Below are 14,956 nucleotides of genomic sequence, written 5' to 3'. Positions count from 1 at the left end.
CTACGATGACCCCATGATCGATCAAATCCTTGTCAATATTCAAACTCTGGTTTCACAAGGCAAGAAATGCCTTGTGGTTTTTGATTTGGATTCAACATTGTTCGACGTCAGCCCTCGCATTGAAATGATTCTGAAGGACTTTGCAGCCGATCCCCACAATCAAAAACTTTTCCCGGATCAGGTGGCCCTTTTTGGACAAATCAAAATGGCTCACACGGATTGGGGATTTACAAATGCCTTGCAACGAGCAGGGCTGGATGGACACCATCCGGCTTTTCAGGACGCAGTGATGCAGTATTGGAAAAGCCACTTCTTTTCCAATGATTATTTGAAATATGACAAGCCCATCGATGGCGCCATAGAATATGTCCAGACCGTTTTAAAAATGGGTGCGGATATCGCTTACCTGACAGGGCGAGATGTCCATCGAATGGAGCCTGGCACAACGGCACAGCTGAAACAGTGGAATTTGCCACTCAATGATCAAGCCATCCTGTACGTCAAACCCGACAAAACCATGGACGATGCCGAATACAAAACCGATTGGTTTTTGGCAGACGCCCGCCAAAACTACGCCAAAGTTTATTTTTTCGACAATGAGCCCGTTATTTTGAATCTGATGGGTAAGAAATGTCCTCATGTTGAGAGTATTTTTTTTGACAGCACCCATTCGGGCAAGGCAGAACCACCTCCTGACCTGCCTCGAATAATGAACTTTGTCCTGAATCAAAGGAACTCCTAATGTTGTACCTTGTGGCAACTCCGATTGGTGACACCAGCGAAATATCTTTGCGTGCCCTGCAAATACTGAAGGACTGCGATGTTGTGATTTGCGAAAGCACCAAAGAAGCCTCCAAACTTTTACGCGTACATGGAATCACCGGAAAAACCTATGAAGTTTTGGACGAACACTCCACACCGGATGACAAGGCTGCACTAGTGCCTTTGTGTGAGAAAAAGCTCGTGGCGTTGGTCACCGACTGCGGCACTCCTGGGTTTTGTGACCCCGGAGCGGACCTGGTTCGCTTGTGTCGACAAAAAAATATTCCGGTAAAATCAGTTCTGGGCGCCTCCGCCCTTATGGGATTGCTATCCCTGAGCGGTCAACGTCTGGACGAATTTGTTTTCCGTGGTTTCATTCCCGCAGAAACTGAAGCCCGTGGCAAAGCACTGCGCGAATTGACCAAGGAAAAACGCGCCATCATTTTGATGGACACTCCTTATCGTCTTAAAAAAATGCTGGGCGATATGAAAGATCACTTCCCACAACGCCGCATGCTTCTTTCTCTGAATCTATCCCAAGAGGACGAATTGAATCTGGAAGGAACCATCGATCAAATCGCCAAGAAAGTTCCTTTTGAAAAAGCAGAATTCATGCTGCTTTTGTATCCCGCATGATTCACCTTCCCGTTGATGATTTTATTCCTTCAATAAAAGACCAGCTTCAAAATGGTTTGAATCTGGTTCTGACCGCTGCACCGGGTGCTGGTAAAACCACTCGTTTGCCTCCGGCCCTGCTGGACATCGTAAAAGGAAAAATCATCGTACTGGAGCCGCGCCGTATGGCTGCCATCGCCGCCGCTCATCGCATCGCCGATGAAAGCGGCTGGACCATCGGAGAAGAAGTCGGCTACCAGGTTCGCTTCGCCAACAAGACTTCCGCTAAAACTCGTTTGATCTTTATGACCGAAGCACTTCTGGCGCGCCAAATGCTGGATGATCCGGAATTGTCAGACGTGGATCTGGTTATACTGGATGAATTTCACGAGCGTTCATTGCATGTCGATCTGTCCCTGGGACTTTTGCGTGAACTCCAGGAGCTGGGCCGGGAAATTAAAATTCTGGTGATGTCAGCAACGCTGGAAGCGGAAAAGATCTCTGCCTATATGGGACAGGCACCGATCGTATCGGTACCTGGAAAACTTTTCGACCTGGAAGTTGTTTATCAAAAAAACTCGCAGGTTATACAGACTTTTCCTTCTTTCTTTGAAAGTCTGGCGCAAACGGTGCGCGAGGCCGCGGCGAAAACGGATAAAGACATTCTGGTTTTCCTGCCTGGGGTCGGTGAAATTGATCGCGCACGAAACGTCCTTGAGGACTGGGCTTCCGGCCGAAACATAGACCTGGTTCCACTTCATGGTTCGTTGAATATTGAGGATCAAAGACGTGCGCTGCAAAAAGGACCCCGCCAGCGCATTGTGCTTTCCACCAATATCGCAGAATCCTCGGTCACTTTGGACGGAGTGAATACGGTCATTGATTCAGGTTTAGCTAAAAACATGAAGCAGGATTATCGCACTGGATTTTCCCGTCTGGAACTGGGCCGCATCAGTCTTTCCAGCGCCATTCAGCGCGCAGGTCGTGCTGCACGCCAATTCCCCGGCAGAGCCTACAAGATGTGGAACAAAATGGATGAGCACTCCTTTGCAAAAAGTGAGACCGCGGAAATCCAGCGTGTGGATCTGACGGAAAGCCTTTTGTTCCTGGCAGCCCAGGGCGTGTCGGACTTTCAAAATTTTTCCTGGTTTGAAAAACCAAGCTCTGCTGCGATCGAAAAAGCCACTCAGTATCTAAAGCTTGCCGGAGCCATCGACAGTCATAGCAAGATCACCGATCTGGGCCGAAAGATTCTGCACTTTCCACTTCCAGTTCGCCTGGCAAAGTTAATGTTGGTGGCAGCTGAAAGAAACTCCCTGGAGCTGGGGGCCGATCTTGCCGCGATCCTACAGGAACGTGATTTCATTCGGCGCGAGGCCCAAGGTTCGTTTCAAGGGGATAAAACTGAATGCGATCTGCAAGTCCGTCTGGATCTTTTGCAGCAGTTTAAAAAATCCGGTAAAGCACCACGCGAAGCAGGCTTCATGGCAATGCAAACAGTCTCCCAATCAGCATCGCAAATTCTGAGTCTTGCCAGAAAAATGGGAGTAAACCAAAACACCAAGACGGAATCGACGGAGCTGGAAATGCGCACGCTACTGCTTCGCGCGTTTCCGGATCGCCTGTGTCGCCGTCGCGGTCAATCGGATCGCGCCTTGATGGTGGGCGGACGTGGCGTAAAACTGCAAGCGGAATCCCAGGTCAAAACTTCTGAATTTTTCGTGGCCCTCAATGGAATTGAAGGCAGCAGTGATGCAGAAACCATTGTGAGTCTGGCATGTGGATTCACGAAAGAATTTATCCTTGGCCATTTCAAAAACGAGATTCAAAAAAATCGCGACCTGACTTTCATTGAGGAAAAAGGTCAGTTCTTTGTTCGGGAATATAAATCCCTGTTCGGACTTCCCTTGGAAGAGCCATCGCTTTTGCCAGCGTCACCAGAAGATGTGGAAGCAAAACTACCCCAGGTTCTGGTCGAGAAATGGTCATTAGTCACAAAGAACAATGAAAAGCTGGCCGAGTGGTGGGAACGTCTGGAGTTCTGGATGCGCCATCAGGCGCAAGCTGTTTTCGAAAGTGAATTCAGTTTTAGCGAAGAACAGCTTCAAGGACTTAAGCTGGAGGCTTTTACCCAAGCCAGTATGGGCGAAAAGAAATTGCAGGCCGTGTTTGAAAAAGACCTGGTGTTCTTCTTTGAATCCGTTTTTGATCATGACTTCATCCGCACCTTCAACAAAGAACTGCCGGCAAGAATCACAGTACCCAGCGGCAGTTCCATCAAGGTGACTTATCCATCGGATAAGGCCCCCTACCTGGAAGTTCGCATTCAGGAAGTGTTCGGTATGATGGAAACCCCTAAAGTGCTATTCGGAAAGTCCCCCCTGACGTTTCATCTGCTGGGACCCAATTTCCGTCCGGTACAAGTGACTTCCAATTTGGAAAGCTTCTGGAAGAATGGTTATCCGGAAGTGCGTAAGGAATTAAGAATAAAATACCCCAAACATCAGTGGCCGGAAGACCCTGCCGATGGCACCCCCGAGGCCAAAGGTCGCCGCCGTTTCTAAGGAAACCTTTGGTCCTTGGATTGCTTTCTTATTCATTTGAAAATTTCAAGTGACGTGGGACTGTGGCTGTTTTGATCTAACGGCTGCGTCTGTTTAATGCGTAGACACCCAATACGCAAAAAGGGGCTCCTATGCCGATCCAGGCAGGAAAATTCATGCTTTTAGCTTTGGGCCTGCTGGGCCTTTTAAGCTTCTCATCCCCTGCCGCTCACGCCGCTGCCCTTTGTGAAAATGTCTTTAACGATGTTCTTGAATTCGATAGTCGCGAAACTTTCATCGAAGAATTGAATATGAAGGTGAACTACCGCCATATCGAATTCAAAAAGGGAGAGCCCAAGGTCGCTGATGTGCTCGGAAATACAGACGACATCCTTTTAGGATTTGCGCCATTTGGTCACGCCTATGTGGTCAGGGAAGCCACCCGTTTGGATGGCAGCGTTCTGACCAAGGCAATCGTAAATGATCACATGGCAGAACTGGAAGCCGGCATTGTCGTTCGGATTAAACGCAAACACCTGAACAATGAGTTCCTAAGAAAATTCGATAACTCCTGGGGAGTCACCTGCTCCAAGGTTGCTTGTGCTGCCTTGGCCAAGGCAGATGTTTTTGTAGGAACCAACGGCACGCAATTTATCTCCCCCTATGCGGCATTGACCACAATCCTTAAAAAAGGTCTGCACGATGGGAGCGGAAACCCCATTCAGTTTGAAATCTACAACATCGGAAAGTTTGATATGCCCGTTATGCTTCACCGCCTGAAGGAATCCAGCAATCGCATTCAAAAGGATACGATGGCCAAGGTCGGAATTATCGGGACGGGCATCACGGCCGTCACAGGTACAATCCTTTATCTGATGCACTTGGATGACGAGGCGGAAAAAGCCCTGAAGAACAAATAAAAAAAGGGAGCTTTTCAGCTCCCTTTTTAAGATTCTTAATGTCTTTAAGAACTACCCACGAAGAGAGTAGTAAGAGATCACTAGACCTGGATCGAAAGAGAATGGAACTGCTTCCATGTTCGGTTCGTCGATCAAACGACCAGTCTCGATGCCACCTTTTTCTTCTTTAGTCATGAAAGAAGGAAGTGGAAGACGTGGAGCTTGTTTCGCAGACATGTAAACTTGGTTTTGGTAAGCATCAGCTTTCAAAGAAACGATATCGCCTACTTTGATGATTTGAGAAGAGATGTTTACTTTTTTACCGTTCAACAAAACTTTACCGTGAGAAACCATTTGTTTTGCTGCAGCGATAGAAGGTGCGAAACCAAGACGGAATACAACGTTATCCAAACGTTTTTCCAACAAGTTCACCAAAGACTCAACCCAGTTAGAGTTAGAAGATTTTTGAGCCTTACCGATGATACGGCGGAATTGTTCTTCACGTAGTCCGTAGTGGATACGAACTTTTTGTTTTTCTTCAAGTTGAAGACCGAACTCAGAGTATTTACGACGGCGTTGACCGTGTTGACCTGGAGGATATGGTCTTCTTTCCAAAGCACCAGCTTTGCCCAAGCCTGGAAGCTCAGTCATAAGACGTCTTTGTAGTTTAAAGCGAGCAGATTTGCCTTTTCTTTTCATATAAGTAAGTCCTTTATAAAGCGAGCTACCGTGATAATGGAAATGCCTACCTGTTGAACAGGAATTACTCCCAATACATTCTAATTGAAAACGTATTGAGAAAGCACTCTGAGATCACGAAATGCATACTAAGTTTTTGCCGCGGTAAAATCAGAAAACAAATGGCAACGGCGGGTCCTTGTCGTAATTCCATATGTCGAGATTTTCACTCAACATTCCACAAAGCCTTTGCTAATGCAACTGCCATGAAGCGACTTACAAAACTTACCTTCATCTCGATCCTAGGGGTTTCTGCGGTAACGCAGGCCACGACCAAGACAGTGTTGTTCTGTAAGGACATTGCTCAGCCCGATCTTAAAAGCATCACCATCCAGGAAAACCCCAGCATTGGCCAACCGGGACTCTTGGAACTGATCGAAACCCACAATGATGGCAGCACCAAGGAGCTTTATGCCCTGGAAACTGACTTGAATGAGGGATGGATCCCCATGTCCCCTCGAGACGGGACTTCCAGAATTTTACTACGAAAAGAAGGAAAGTGGACGGTTGCCCAGAACAAGGGCGACTACCGGGTTTTCAACGAAGCTACTTGCATGAAGTAACTTAATGGAAGCCCTCCGCGTTGGGAGGGCCCCGAGTGCCTTCTTACCAAGCGGCAAGGCGGCGGCGACGGTTTTTCTTACGGACCGGAGTAGCAGTACTTGTACTTTCAAGTTGAGTGGTCGTCGTAGGAGCCGTTTCTAGTTCTACCTGTTTCATAGCCGAACTCCTTTCGTGCTAGTTTCAATCACACCAACCAGATTGGCCGATGTGGTTTAGGTACTCCCCCATTCTCTCAGAGCCACGGAGCGTCAAGCGACAGATTTAGTATTAGTTTTTGATCATGAAACCGTAATGCAAATGGATGTGAGCCCATGCTAACTTTACAACGCTAAGCGTTGTGAGCTGTGGGTGTATTTACTTAAAAAACAGGTCCTTAACGACCCAAAGGGGTCCGATCAGCAGAAACTGCAGATCTTTCAGGAAAGAGGGCTTTTTGCCTTCAATCCTGTGGCCATAGAACTGACCAATCCAAGCAAGAACGAAAACAATCACGAGAGCCACCCATAGAGGCTGGATCACCATACCCAATAAATAGAGAAGGACGTAACACAAAACCAATTGCCCCAGCATCACCATCACAGGCTTCATCCCCAAGGTGGAATACCAACCCAGAGCAATGGCGATAAAGATCTCCCCTAATTTGATCGGGCCCATTTGAACTGGAATTTGCAAAAGCAGGCCTACGACCGAAAAGAAAATCAACGGCACGCAAATTTTATGGATGAGTTTGTTTTTGGAGTTTTGATGACTTTCGCCGTATTCAGCGAACCACTCCTGCAGGGTCATGCTTTAACCTGGCCAACGGGACCGACCACAGTTGCGCCTGCTGGCACATCTTTAACAACCACAGCGTTGGCTCCGATCATGGCACCGTCACCGATGATTATTGGCCCCAGAACTTTGGCTCCGGCACCGATCATGACTTTGTTACCCACTGTTGGATGTCGTTTCACCGGGTCGAATTTAATCCCCCCCAATGTCACTCCATGAAAAATAATGCAATCATCGCCAACGACGGCCGTCTCTCCGATCACCACGCCGAAGCCATGATCAATAACCAGACGACGCCCCAGATTTGCCCCCGGGTGAACTTCAATCCCCGTCAACCAACGGGAAATCTCTGCCACCAAGCGCGCCACGAAAAACAATTCAGCTTTATAAAGCAGATGAGCCAGGCGGTGCATGATCAAGGCTTTTGGGCCCGGATACAACAAAGCGATCTCCCAACGGGACTTTGCCGCGGGATCATAAGCCTTGTATGTGTTCAACAGCGCAATCAGGCGCTTCCACAAATCAAACATCAATATTTCTCATTCAAATCATCAAGTAGGAAGTAACGATCAAACAATTCATTGTAGCGAGACCATTTCTCGCCTGAGGCGCGCTCACCGTCAACAATTGATTTCAAAGTCGCGACTTTACTATCCAGGTCATCGACCATGGCGATCAACATCGCTTCCATAAATTTAGGACGCTTCGGTGAACCATATTCCAATTTGCCATGATGACTTAGGATAATGTGCTTACAAATATCGCGAAGTTCTTCGCTGAATCCCAGAATACGAGCTGATTTTTTATCTATAAGCTCACAAGCCAATTGCATGTGCCCCAACAGGCGTCCGCGATCGGTGTACTGAACTCCGTTATCATAAGAGAGTTCCCAAATTTTTCCGATGTCATGAAATATAGCGCCAAACAAAAGCAAGTCACGGTTCAGGAATGGATAATGTGATCCCATGAAATCCATGATCTTACAGATCGACAGAATATGCTCTAAAAGTCCGCCCACCCAAGCGTGATGAATGGACTTCGCGGCAGGGGCGCGCAGAATACGGGGACGAATTTCCGGATCCTCCAACGTATCCAACACCAACTGTTTAAGATGATCATTGCGCATAGAGCGAACCAGCTGCAACAGTTCCACCAGCATGTCTTCTGTTTCTCTTGCCGCCTTTGGAATGAAATCCTCGAAATTCACTTCCGAGTTCTCCACGCGCTCCAGTCGATGAATCACCAGCTGCTTACGGTTTTGAAACAACTGCACCAGGCCTTTAACTTTCAGCACATCGCCAGTTTCAAACTGACGTGCCAGTTCTTCAACGCGGTCCCAAAGGCGCGCATCAATGGATCCTGTTGCATCACCCAATTGCAAGCCCATGAAGGGTTTGCCATTTTTACCCACTCCGACGGTCTTTTCCTTAACCAGGAAAAGCATTTCAACAGTGTCTTTATCTTGAAGACTATGAACGGTTTTCTTGTCCATCAGGGTGCCTCACAGAAAAGATTTTTATGAGTTGGATCCACGAACGAAACTTGTGCGACATAAATAGTGCCAGCCTTTTCAGCCGAGAACAGGAACGTACCGCCCAGGACACTGATATGGCGTTCCCGAGTGGTATTGACTTTCAGGCCTTCGCCCTTCATCGCCAGATTATACTTGTTGGTGATATCCAGAATTTGATTGCAGCCCGCACCGTAAATAATATCACCCAGACGGCGTTTGCGGGCGCGACTGACAAATAGAACTTTGCTTTGTGTGGCTTCAGTGAAAGCCGGAAATTCAAAGCCCACATAAAATGAACCCTGACGATCATTCAGGTATTGTGACAAATCAATTTCACCGCCACCACGAGGCAATTCAAACTTGATGGCTTCCTCTTTCAGAATGCCGGGATTTTTATCGACCAGGAAAACAGTCACATCTGAAAATACGATTTCTTTGTTGCTGGTATCAGCCTTTTCGGATTCCGCACCGTGGGCATCAGGAGCGGCTTGAAAAGACAGTGCCTCCCAGGCCTTGGTTGGAATCTTCAAATCAGGTGGCACGTCCTCGAACTTCACCACTTTGTATTCTTCGCGATGATAACCACCAGGGTCTTTGGAACACCCGCTCAGCGCAACTAAAGCACCCAGAATGAAAAGCACAAAAGGCTGATTCATCAATCAGCCTCCAGTTGATCCCTCATTTCCAACAGAGGTATGAAGGTAGGTTCAGTCTGCAAACCCGCTCGAGTATAATTTAAAGCGGCATTGCGATCTTTTCGTTTTAATACAACCCAGGACAACCCATACAGAGCCGGACCGGAGGCATTGTTTTTTTCATAGACTCGGGTGAAAGCCATCTGCGCGCAATTCACATCGTGATTGGACATACAGATATCACCCATCAAACGATCCCGCACATTCAAGCTGGATAATTCCGGCATCTTAAGGATAGCCATGGCTTCTGGTATGCGACCCGTTTTTTTCAAGTAGGAAGCCTGAGCCGCAAGAACGTAAGGATCCTTGGGACCTTCGCTGATAGCTTCCTGCAATAGTTTGTCTGCATCGCTGTCACGATTGATTTCCATCAGGCAAATCGCACGAACCGCTTTGAATTCTGCAGAAGGAATACTGCGTGCATAGACTTCAGAACAATACTTCTCAAGGTAATCCCATTGCGTGAAACGCCAGTCGACATTCAACGAATGAGTGTACAAATTGGAAGTGCCCGGGGTCTCGCTTAAAAACTTAACGATCGACTGGTTCATTGCATCCACGTCGCCCATCAAATTATATGCATAGATCAGGAAAAGGCTCAGCTCCTGGCGCAACCAGTAAGCTTTCTGCAAAGTGCTTTGCAAATCATTTACGACGTGTTTCAGGTAAGACAAATCCGATGTTGTCTTTGCCACTTCCATCGCTGCCATGGCACGTCCATAGACTGCCATAACATTGCCGGGTTCTCTGCTAAGCACATTTTCAAATTTGCGCATGGCTTCGTGGTAGTTGCCTTTTTTCATGTCGACAATCGCCAGATTCAGGCGCGCAGAAATATTAAATGGTTCATGACCGATGGCTTTTTGCAAAGTGTTCTCGGCCTCTTTCAAATCCCCGTCCATCATGTATGAAACGGCGATACCCAAATAGGCATCCACCAAATCCCCACGCTGACGGTTTTCCTGCACGATGGCTTTTTCCAGGGTACGACGACCTTGCATAGTCTGACGATCCTCTGAAATAAGCACCGGAGCCATTTGAATTTGCGTGTCGAGATCGGGTTCTTTTAGAGATGCCGCGGATTTATATGAACGAAGGGCTCTTTCATACAAACCCACGCTCTTATAGCGGATCGCCTGTGAAATCAGTTCATCATAGTTCCCTGAGGTCTCGGACTGGCGATTGCCCAGCATAACATAAATTCCAAGAGTGACGATCGCCGCCAATCCAATCACAGCCCAACGAAGTGCCGAGGACTGCTGACGAAGTTTCCCCTGCACGCGAGCATCATTGGCTGTTCCATAGCTGACACCAGCACCTGGCAATCCTTTATGTCCTACAGGTCTTTCAGTTGCCGCGGAAATATCCTTCATGCCGGAATGAACAGGTGGAATCGGAGTCAAAGTATGCTCTTCGCGATCCACCGTCGGTTCCGTTTTCGTAAACGAGGTATTGTGAGGAATCGATTGGGTCATCGTGTTTTCCGGAGAATTATCCTGCTCTTCACGAATAGCCCGGATGATTTCCATAAAACGCTGATTTTCGCGGATATAACTCCAGCGCCCGACAGGAAGTCTGATTTCATCAATAATGGAAACCTGGCGGGTTTTTAGAAGTGTTGTGACTTCTTCGACAGAAAATGGACCTAGAATCCTGGTTGAGGATTTTATCAGCCATACTTTTTCTGTATTGGAAACCTCAACCGACATACTTTACAGCCCCTTCGTGAGGAGCAGTTTTAAATCGTCGTTGGTCAGCAATAGACCAGCTCCGATATAAGATGAACTGGCGTCATTCTTATTGAAGGCATCATTCCAACCGGCGTTTAGGTAAAGGCCGCGATAGAAGAAGTAACTGATATTTCCGCGCAAGTTGGTACGAGTGAAGTCAAACGCCTCCACAGTCGCTTTCATCTTACGACGGAAGAAGTAGTAATCCACACCGAAACCGCCACCATTCTCGATCACGCCCCCTTTAAGAGTCAGATCCCAGAAGTTTTTAGCGAATAACAACGTGAATTTAAGTTTGTTTTCGTAAGTTTTCTTTTCGTAGTAGTCACCCGAGTTTTGTGGAGGTGCACCGGAGTATTGAAAGCGTGTTGTTTCTACAAGGCCCACTGGATCATCCACGACTGCCAGGTAGTAGTAACGATCCAAGCCAGGCTGGATTCTTACACCCACCGTCGTTTTCCAGTTACCCACTTCGCCCAGATAATCAGTTCTGAAATCGAAAGCAGTTTCGATACTGCTGGCTGCACCGACCATGTTGTTCAGACCATCGATGGCACTGTCGACTTTTTCAGCTGTAGCTTCGTCGCTGATAAGTTTACCGATAGTCCCTTCCCCACGATTGATTTTGCCGGTGATTTCATCCAGGTTCTTCATGGTCTCAGCCAGACGAGCCCAGGTCTTTTTAAGTCCTGTGTCGCTGTTGTCATTCATGACTTCACGCAGGCTGGTTGTGATGTCTTGAACATCGTTCACGATGTCGCCGACTTTGTCTTTGTTTTCAGTCGTCATTTGCGCCAGGTCTTGCGTGATCGTTTCTACGTTCTTAACGATGCGACCCAGAATGTGGTTTCGAGTTCCATTTTCAGAAGTCGCTTGCTCCAGATTCTTTGCTACAACTTTCAATGAGGACGTCACCTCACCCACTTGCTGAACCAGGTTTTCCAAAGAACCACCGGCTTTGACATTCAAAATTTGCGCATTGTCAGGAAGTGGCGGATCTGTTGGAGAGCCCGGGTAAACTTCAACGTGGGAGTCACCCAAAATACCTTGAGCTTTGATTTCAATACCTGCAGATGTTGTTAAAGGAACATCCGACTTAACGGTGATGTCGACACGGGCCTGGCCATCCTGCAAACGAATGTCTTTGATAACACCCACAGGAATACCCGCAGAACGAATTGCTGAATTCTTAACCAGACCACCCGCATTGGGAAGAAGGAACCAGGCTTTTTTGGAACGGCCAAGGTAAGAGGGATCTTCGCTCACCTGCATGGACATAACGGCAATCAGTGATCCTACTACGATCACCAAAAGACCTACTTTAAACTCAGCAGCACGGAGCCAATTCATTGATGTTTCATCCCTTTATTCACGAACTTCTTAACCAACTCAATATCGGTATTAAAGAAGTCCTCTGGAGTCCCGAATAGTAAAACCCGGCCACTATCTAACATCGCGATATGATCCGCAATCCTAAACGCGGCGGACAAATCATGGGAAACCATGATTGACGTCAATTGCCCATTCCGTTGCTTATGCGTATCCAGGATTAAATTATCTACCATTTCAGTCAGAATGGGATCTAAACCCGTGGTCGGCTCATCATAGATCAGGATTTCTGGATCTAGGGCGAGAGCTCTGGCTAGACCCGTTCTTTTTTGCATACCACCCGAGATTTGACTCGGAAGTTTTTTGTAGTGTTTAGGGTCCAGACCGACCTGATGAAGTTTATCTTCAGCAATACGAAGGACTTGAGTTTCCTTCAAATCCCGACGGTGTTCAAAAAGCGGAAAGCAGACATTTTCAAGAACAGACATGTCATCAAACAATGCAGCGGACTGAAACAACACGCCGAATTTCTGTCTGAACTTGGTGAGGTCATCCTCATTCATCTGATTTAAATCCCGCCCCAAAACTTCGATGGAACCGGAAGTGGGTTTATACAATCCCAACAGATGCTTTAGCATCACACTTTTTCCAGTACCGGAAAACCCGATAATCGCAGTCAGACTTCCCTTGGGGATTTCAAGATTGATCCCCTTCAAAATGTAGTCGTTGCCATCGAAGGTTTTTTTCAAGTCACGAATTTGTACAGCGGGTTGTTTGAACATTATGAGATCCCCATCAGGCTGTAGTAAAGACGGATCAAATTCGTCAGGAAGTAATCCAGCATAATAATCATGACCATGCTTTGTACGACACCTTGGTTGGTGGCTTCACCCACGCCTTTGGCGCCGCCCGTGGTATTAAAGCCACGGAAAGTACAAATCAAAGCAAAGAAAATCCCGAAGACTGCACCTTTGATCAAACCTTCATTGATGTGTTTGACCTCGATCATGTCGCGGATTTTCTGCCAGAAAACTGCTTCATCAAGTTGCACGATCTTCACACACAAAAACCAACTGCCCATCATCGCGACAAAGTCGAAAACAGCAGTCAAAAGTGGCATACAGATAAATGCCGCAACCAATCTTGGAGAGATCAGATATTGCTTGGTGTTCACACCCATAACTTCAAGGGCGTCGATTTGCTCATTCACGCGCATCGTTCCCAGGCGAGCGGCCATCGCTCCACCGGCACGCGCCGCCACGATCAATCCCGTCAACACCGGACCCAACTCACGGGTAATCCCCAGAGCCACAACCGGTCCAACCATGTTCACGGCATTAAACATTTTGAATCCCAGATAAATCTGCATCGAAAGTGCCAGTCCTGTAAATCCGCCGGTCAGGCAGATGATCCAAATGGACTGATTACCGATGAACTCCATGTGCTTGATGATTTCCGGAAAACGCGAAGGCTTGGCAAAAACTAAACGGATGCTTTCCCCGAAGAACATCATCATGCGCCCGGTTTCTTCGACAAAACTGCGGAAGAAACCGATAAACGAAGCTCCGATCCAGGAAACACCAAACGCTGCTTTTTGTACCAGTCCTTGTGAACTCACGGAGTCTCCTTACCGACGTACACCCGAGGCACACGCTCACCCACGCTGGTTAACATTTCATAAGAAATGGTGTGGGCTTTATGAGCCAATTCATCAGCCGAAAGCACATGACCTTTTTGGTCTGCACCAAATAAAACGACTTCAGTGTTTTTAAATGTTTCAAGCGCACGCCCCTGAACCACGTCTGTCACATCCACCATCAGGTAGTCCATACAAACAGTTCCGACCACAGGCACGCTTTTACCATCGAACAACACCGAAGATTTATTGGAAAGCAGACGATGATAACCGTCACCATAGCCAATGGAAATAACCGCGATGACCGAATCACGCTGTGCCGTCCATTTTGCGCCATAAGAAACCGTTTCCCCGGCTTTTACCTGGCGAAAGTTATTCACCACCGATTTCAAATTCATCACCGGTTTCAATCCCGCCACGTCAGGATGTCCCAACGAGCTGTACCCATAAATCATCAAACCCGGGCGCAAACCCCAGTTCTGCATATACAGAGGATGAGATTTATCCTGAGAACCTTTTTTCTCCATCTCCATCAAATTCAAAATCCCCGAACTGTTCAGTGCATGACAGAACACATTCATGGATTTGAAGACTTCGGAGATCTTGTTCAATTTTTGCAACTGATGCGCGCTGGTTTGATCCATTTCCTGCGCATTTTCACCAATATAAAGATGCGTGCACAGGGCCTTTACTTCAATCTTTGCGTGTCCATTCAAACGATCAAAAACTTTTTGCGCCTCTTCAACCCGGAAACCCAGTCGATTCATCCCGGTATCAAATTTAACGTGAACGCTGACTTTTTTATTTGCGACTTTTTCCAGAGCTTCAATCTGCTCCCAGGTGCTGACAACGGCGGTCATGTTGTTGTCGATGATCGCCTTGGCACCGACTTCATCGAAACCTCTGAAGACCAGAATTTCCACGTTTACGCCGGATTTTCTAAGCAACAGACCTTCCTCAATCAGGCAGACACCCAATTGCTGGATGCCCAGCTTTTCCAGGTGCAAAGCAAGTTTTACATCACCGTGGCCATAGGCATTGGCTTTGACCATCGGGCACAGGAACCTGTTCGGAAACGCCTTTTGCAAGACACGAATGTTATGTGTCAGGTTATCCAAATTAATTTCCGCAAAAGTTTTTCGAAACATTTCCATTAAAAAC

15 protein-coding genes are annotated in these 14,956 nt (G+C 47.3%); 5 read left to right on the top strand and 10 right to left on the bottom strand.

Annotated features, from left to right (window positions below; all coding sequences use genetic code 11):
• Positions 1-13: 13 nt before the first annotated feature.
• From ACLVWR_RS09685 to ACLVWR_RS09670, 4 genes are all read left to right on the top strand, one after another.
• A complete protein-coding gene (locus tag ACLVWR_RS09685; protein WP_413580499.1) occupies positions 14-742 on the top strand; it encodes an HAD family hydrolase in 729 nt (242 codons plus the stop codon).
• Complete coding sequence (locus ACLVWR_RS09680) at positions 742-1,398, top strand: SAM-dependent methyltransferase (protein ID WP_413580498.1); 657 nt, start codon at positions 742-744, stop codon at positions 1,396-1,398. Before ACLVWR_RS09685 ends, ACLVWR_RS09680 begins: the two co-directional genes overlap by 1 nt.
• Positions 1,395-3,941, top strand: coding sequence for an ATP-dependent helicase HrpB (gene hrpB, locus ACLVWR_RS09675; RefSeq protein WP_413580497.1), 2,547 nt, complete (start codon positions 1,395-1,397; stop codon positions 3,939-3,941). Before ACLVWR_RS09680 ends, hrpB begins: the two co-directional genes overlap by 4 nt.
• Before the next feature lie 131 nt (positions 3,942-4,072).
• Entirely contained in the window at positions 4,073-4,840 is a 768-nt protein-coding gene (locus ACLVWR_RS09670; protein WP_413580496.1) for a hypothetical protein, read from the top strand.
• Between the two features lie 51 nt (positions 4,841-4,891).
• On the opposite strand, the gene rpsD is transcribed toward ACLVWR_RS09670, so the two are convergent.
• On the bottom strand, positions 4,892-5,518 hold the full coding sequence (rpsD, locus tag ACLVWR_RS09665) for a 30S ribosomal protein S4 (protein WP_340598951.1): 627 nt from the start codon (positions 5,516-5,518) through the stop codon (positions 4,892-4,894).
• A gap of 245 nt (positions 5,519-5,763) precedes the next feature.
• On the opposite strand from rpsD, the gene ACLVWR_RS09660 reads away from it, so the two are divergent.
• Positions 5,764-6,120 carry a hypothetical protein gene (locus ACLVWR_RS09660; RefSeq protein WP_340598949.1) on the top strand — a complete coding sequence of 119 codons (357 nt, stop codon included), beginning with the start codon at positions 5,764-5,766 and terminating at the stop codon, positions 6,118-6,120.
• A gap of 355 nt (positions 6,121-6,475) precedes the next feature.
• On the opposite strand, the gene ACLVWR_RS09655 is transcribed toward ACLVWR_RS09660, so the two are convergent.
• From ACLVWR_RS09655 to alr, 9 genes are read right to left on the bottom strand one after another with little or no spacing between them, the layout of a single operon-like run.
• A complete protein-coding gene (locus tag ACLVWR_RS09655; RefSeq protein ID WP_413580495.1) occupies positions 6,476-6,907 on the bottom strand; it encodes a DUF962 domain-containing protein in 432 nt (143 codons plus the stop codon).
• The gene (cysE, locus tag ACLVWR_RS09650) at positions 6,904-7,422 is read right to left on the bottom strand and encodes a serine O-acetyltransferase (protein WP_413580494.1); all 519 of its coding nucleotides are present in this window, start codon (positions 7,420-7,422) and stop codon (positions 6,904-6,906) included. Before cysE ends, ACLVWR_RS09655 begins: the two co-directional genes overlap by 4 nt.
• On the bottom strand, positions 7,422-8,384 hold the full coding sequence (locus ACLVWR_RS09645) for a 3'-5' exoribonuclease YhaM family protein (protein WP_413580493.1): 963 nt from the start codon (positions 8,382-8,384) through the stop codon (positions 7,422-7,424). The genes cysE and ACLVWR_RS09645 overlap by 1 nt, the downstream gene beginning before the upstream one ends.
• The gene (locus ACLVWR_RS09640) at positions 8,384-9,061 is read right to left on the bottom strand and encodes a hypothetical protein (protein WP_413580492.1); all 678 of its coding nucleotides are present in this window, start codon (positions 9,059-9,061) and stop codon (positions 8,384-8,386) included. The genes ACLVWR_RS09645 and ACLVWR_RS09640 overlap by 1 nt, the downstream gene beginning before the upstream one ends.
• Positions 9,061-10,809, bottom strand: a complete 1,749-nt coding sequence (locus tag ACLVWR_RS09635; protein WP_413580491.1) for a tetratricopeptide repeat protein — start codon at positions 10,807-10,809, stop codon at positions 9,061-9,063. The genes ACLVWR_RS09640 and ACLVWR_RS09635 overlap by 1 nt, the downstream gene beginning before the upstream one ends.
• A gap of 3 nt (positions 10,810-10,812) precedes the next feature.
• Entirely contained in the window at positions 10,813-12,180 is a 1,368-nt protein-coding gene (locus ACLVWR_RS09630) for an MlaD family protein (protein ID WP_413580490.1), read from the bottom strand.
• A complete protein-coding gene (locus ACLVWR_RS09625) occupies positions 12,177-12,941 on the bottom strand; it encodes an ABC transporter ATP-binding protein (protein WP_340598938.1) in 765 nt (254 codons plus the stop codon). Before ACLVWR_RS09625 ends, ACLVWR_RS09630 begins: the two co-directional genes overlap by 4 nt.
• Entirely contained in the window at positions 12,941-13,777 is an 837-nt protein-coding gene (locus ACLVWR_RS09620) for an MlaE family ABC transporter permease (protein ID WP_413580489.1), read from the bottom strand. The genes ACLVWR_RS09625 and ACLVWR_RS09620 overlap by 1 nt, the downstream gene beginning before the upstream one ends.
• Positions 13,774-14,913, bottom strand: coding sequence for an alanine racemase (gene alr, locus ACLVWR_RS09615; protein WP_413580488.1), 1,140 nt, complete (start codon positions 14,911-14,913; stop codon positions 13,774-13,776). Before alr ends, ACLVWR_RS09620 begins: the two co-directional genes overlap by 4 nt.
• Positions 14,914-14,956: the final 43 nt, after the last annotated feature.

Source organism: Bdellovibrio sp. HCB288, assembly GCF_047305935.1.
Classification (GTDB): Bacteria; Bdellovibrionota; Bdellovibrionia; order Bdellovibrionales; family Bdellovibrionaceae; genus Bdellovibrio.
The sequence above is the reverse complement of the archived record's forward strand: the minus strand, read 5'-3'. Positions and strand labels throughout refer to the sequence as shown.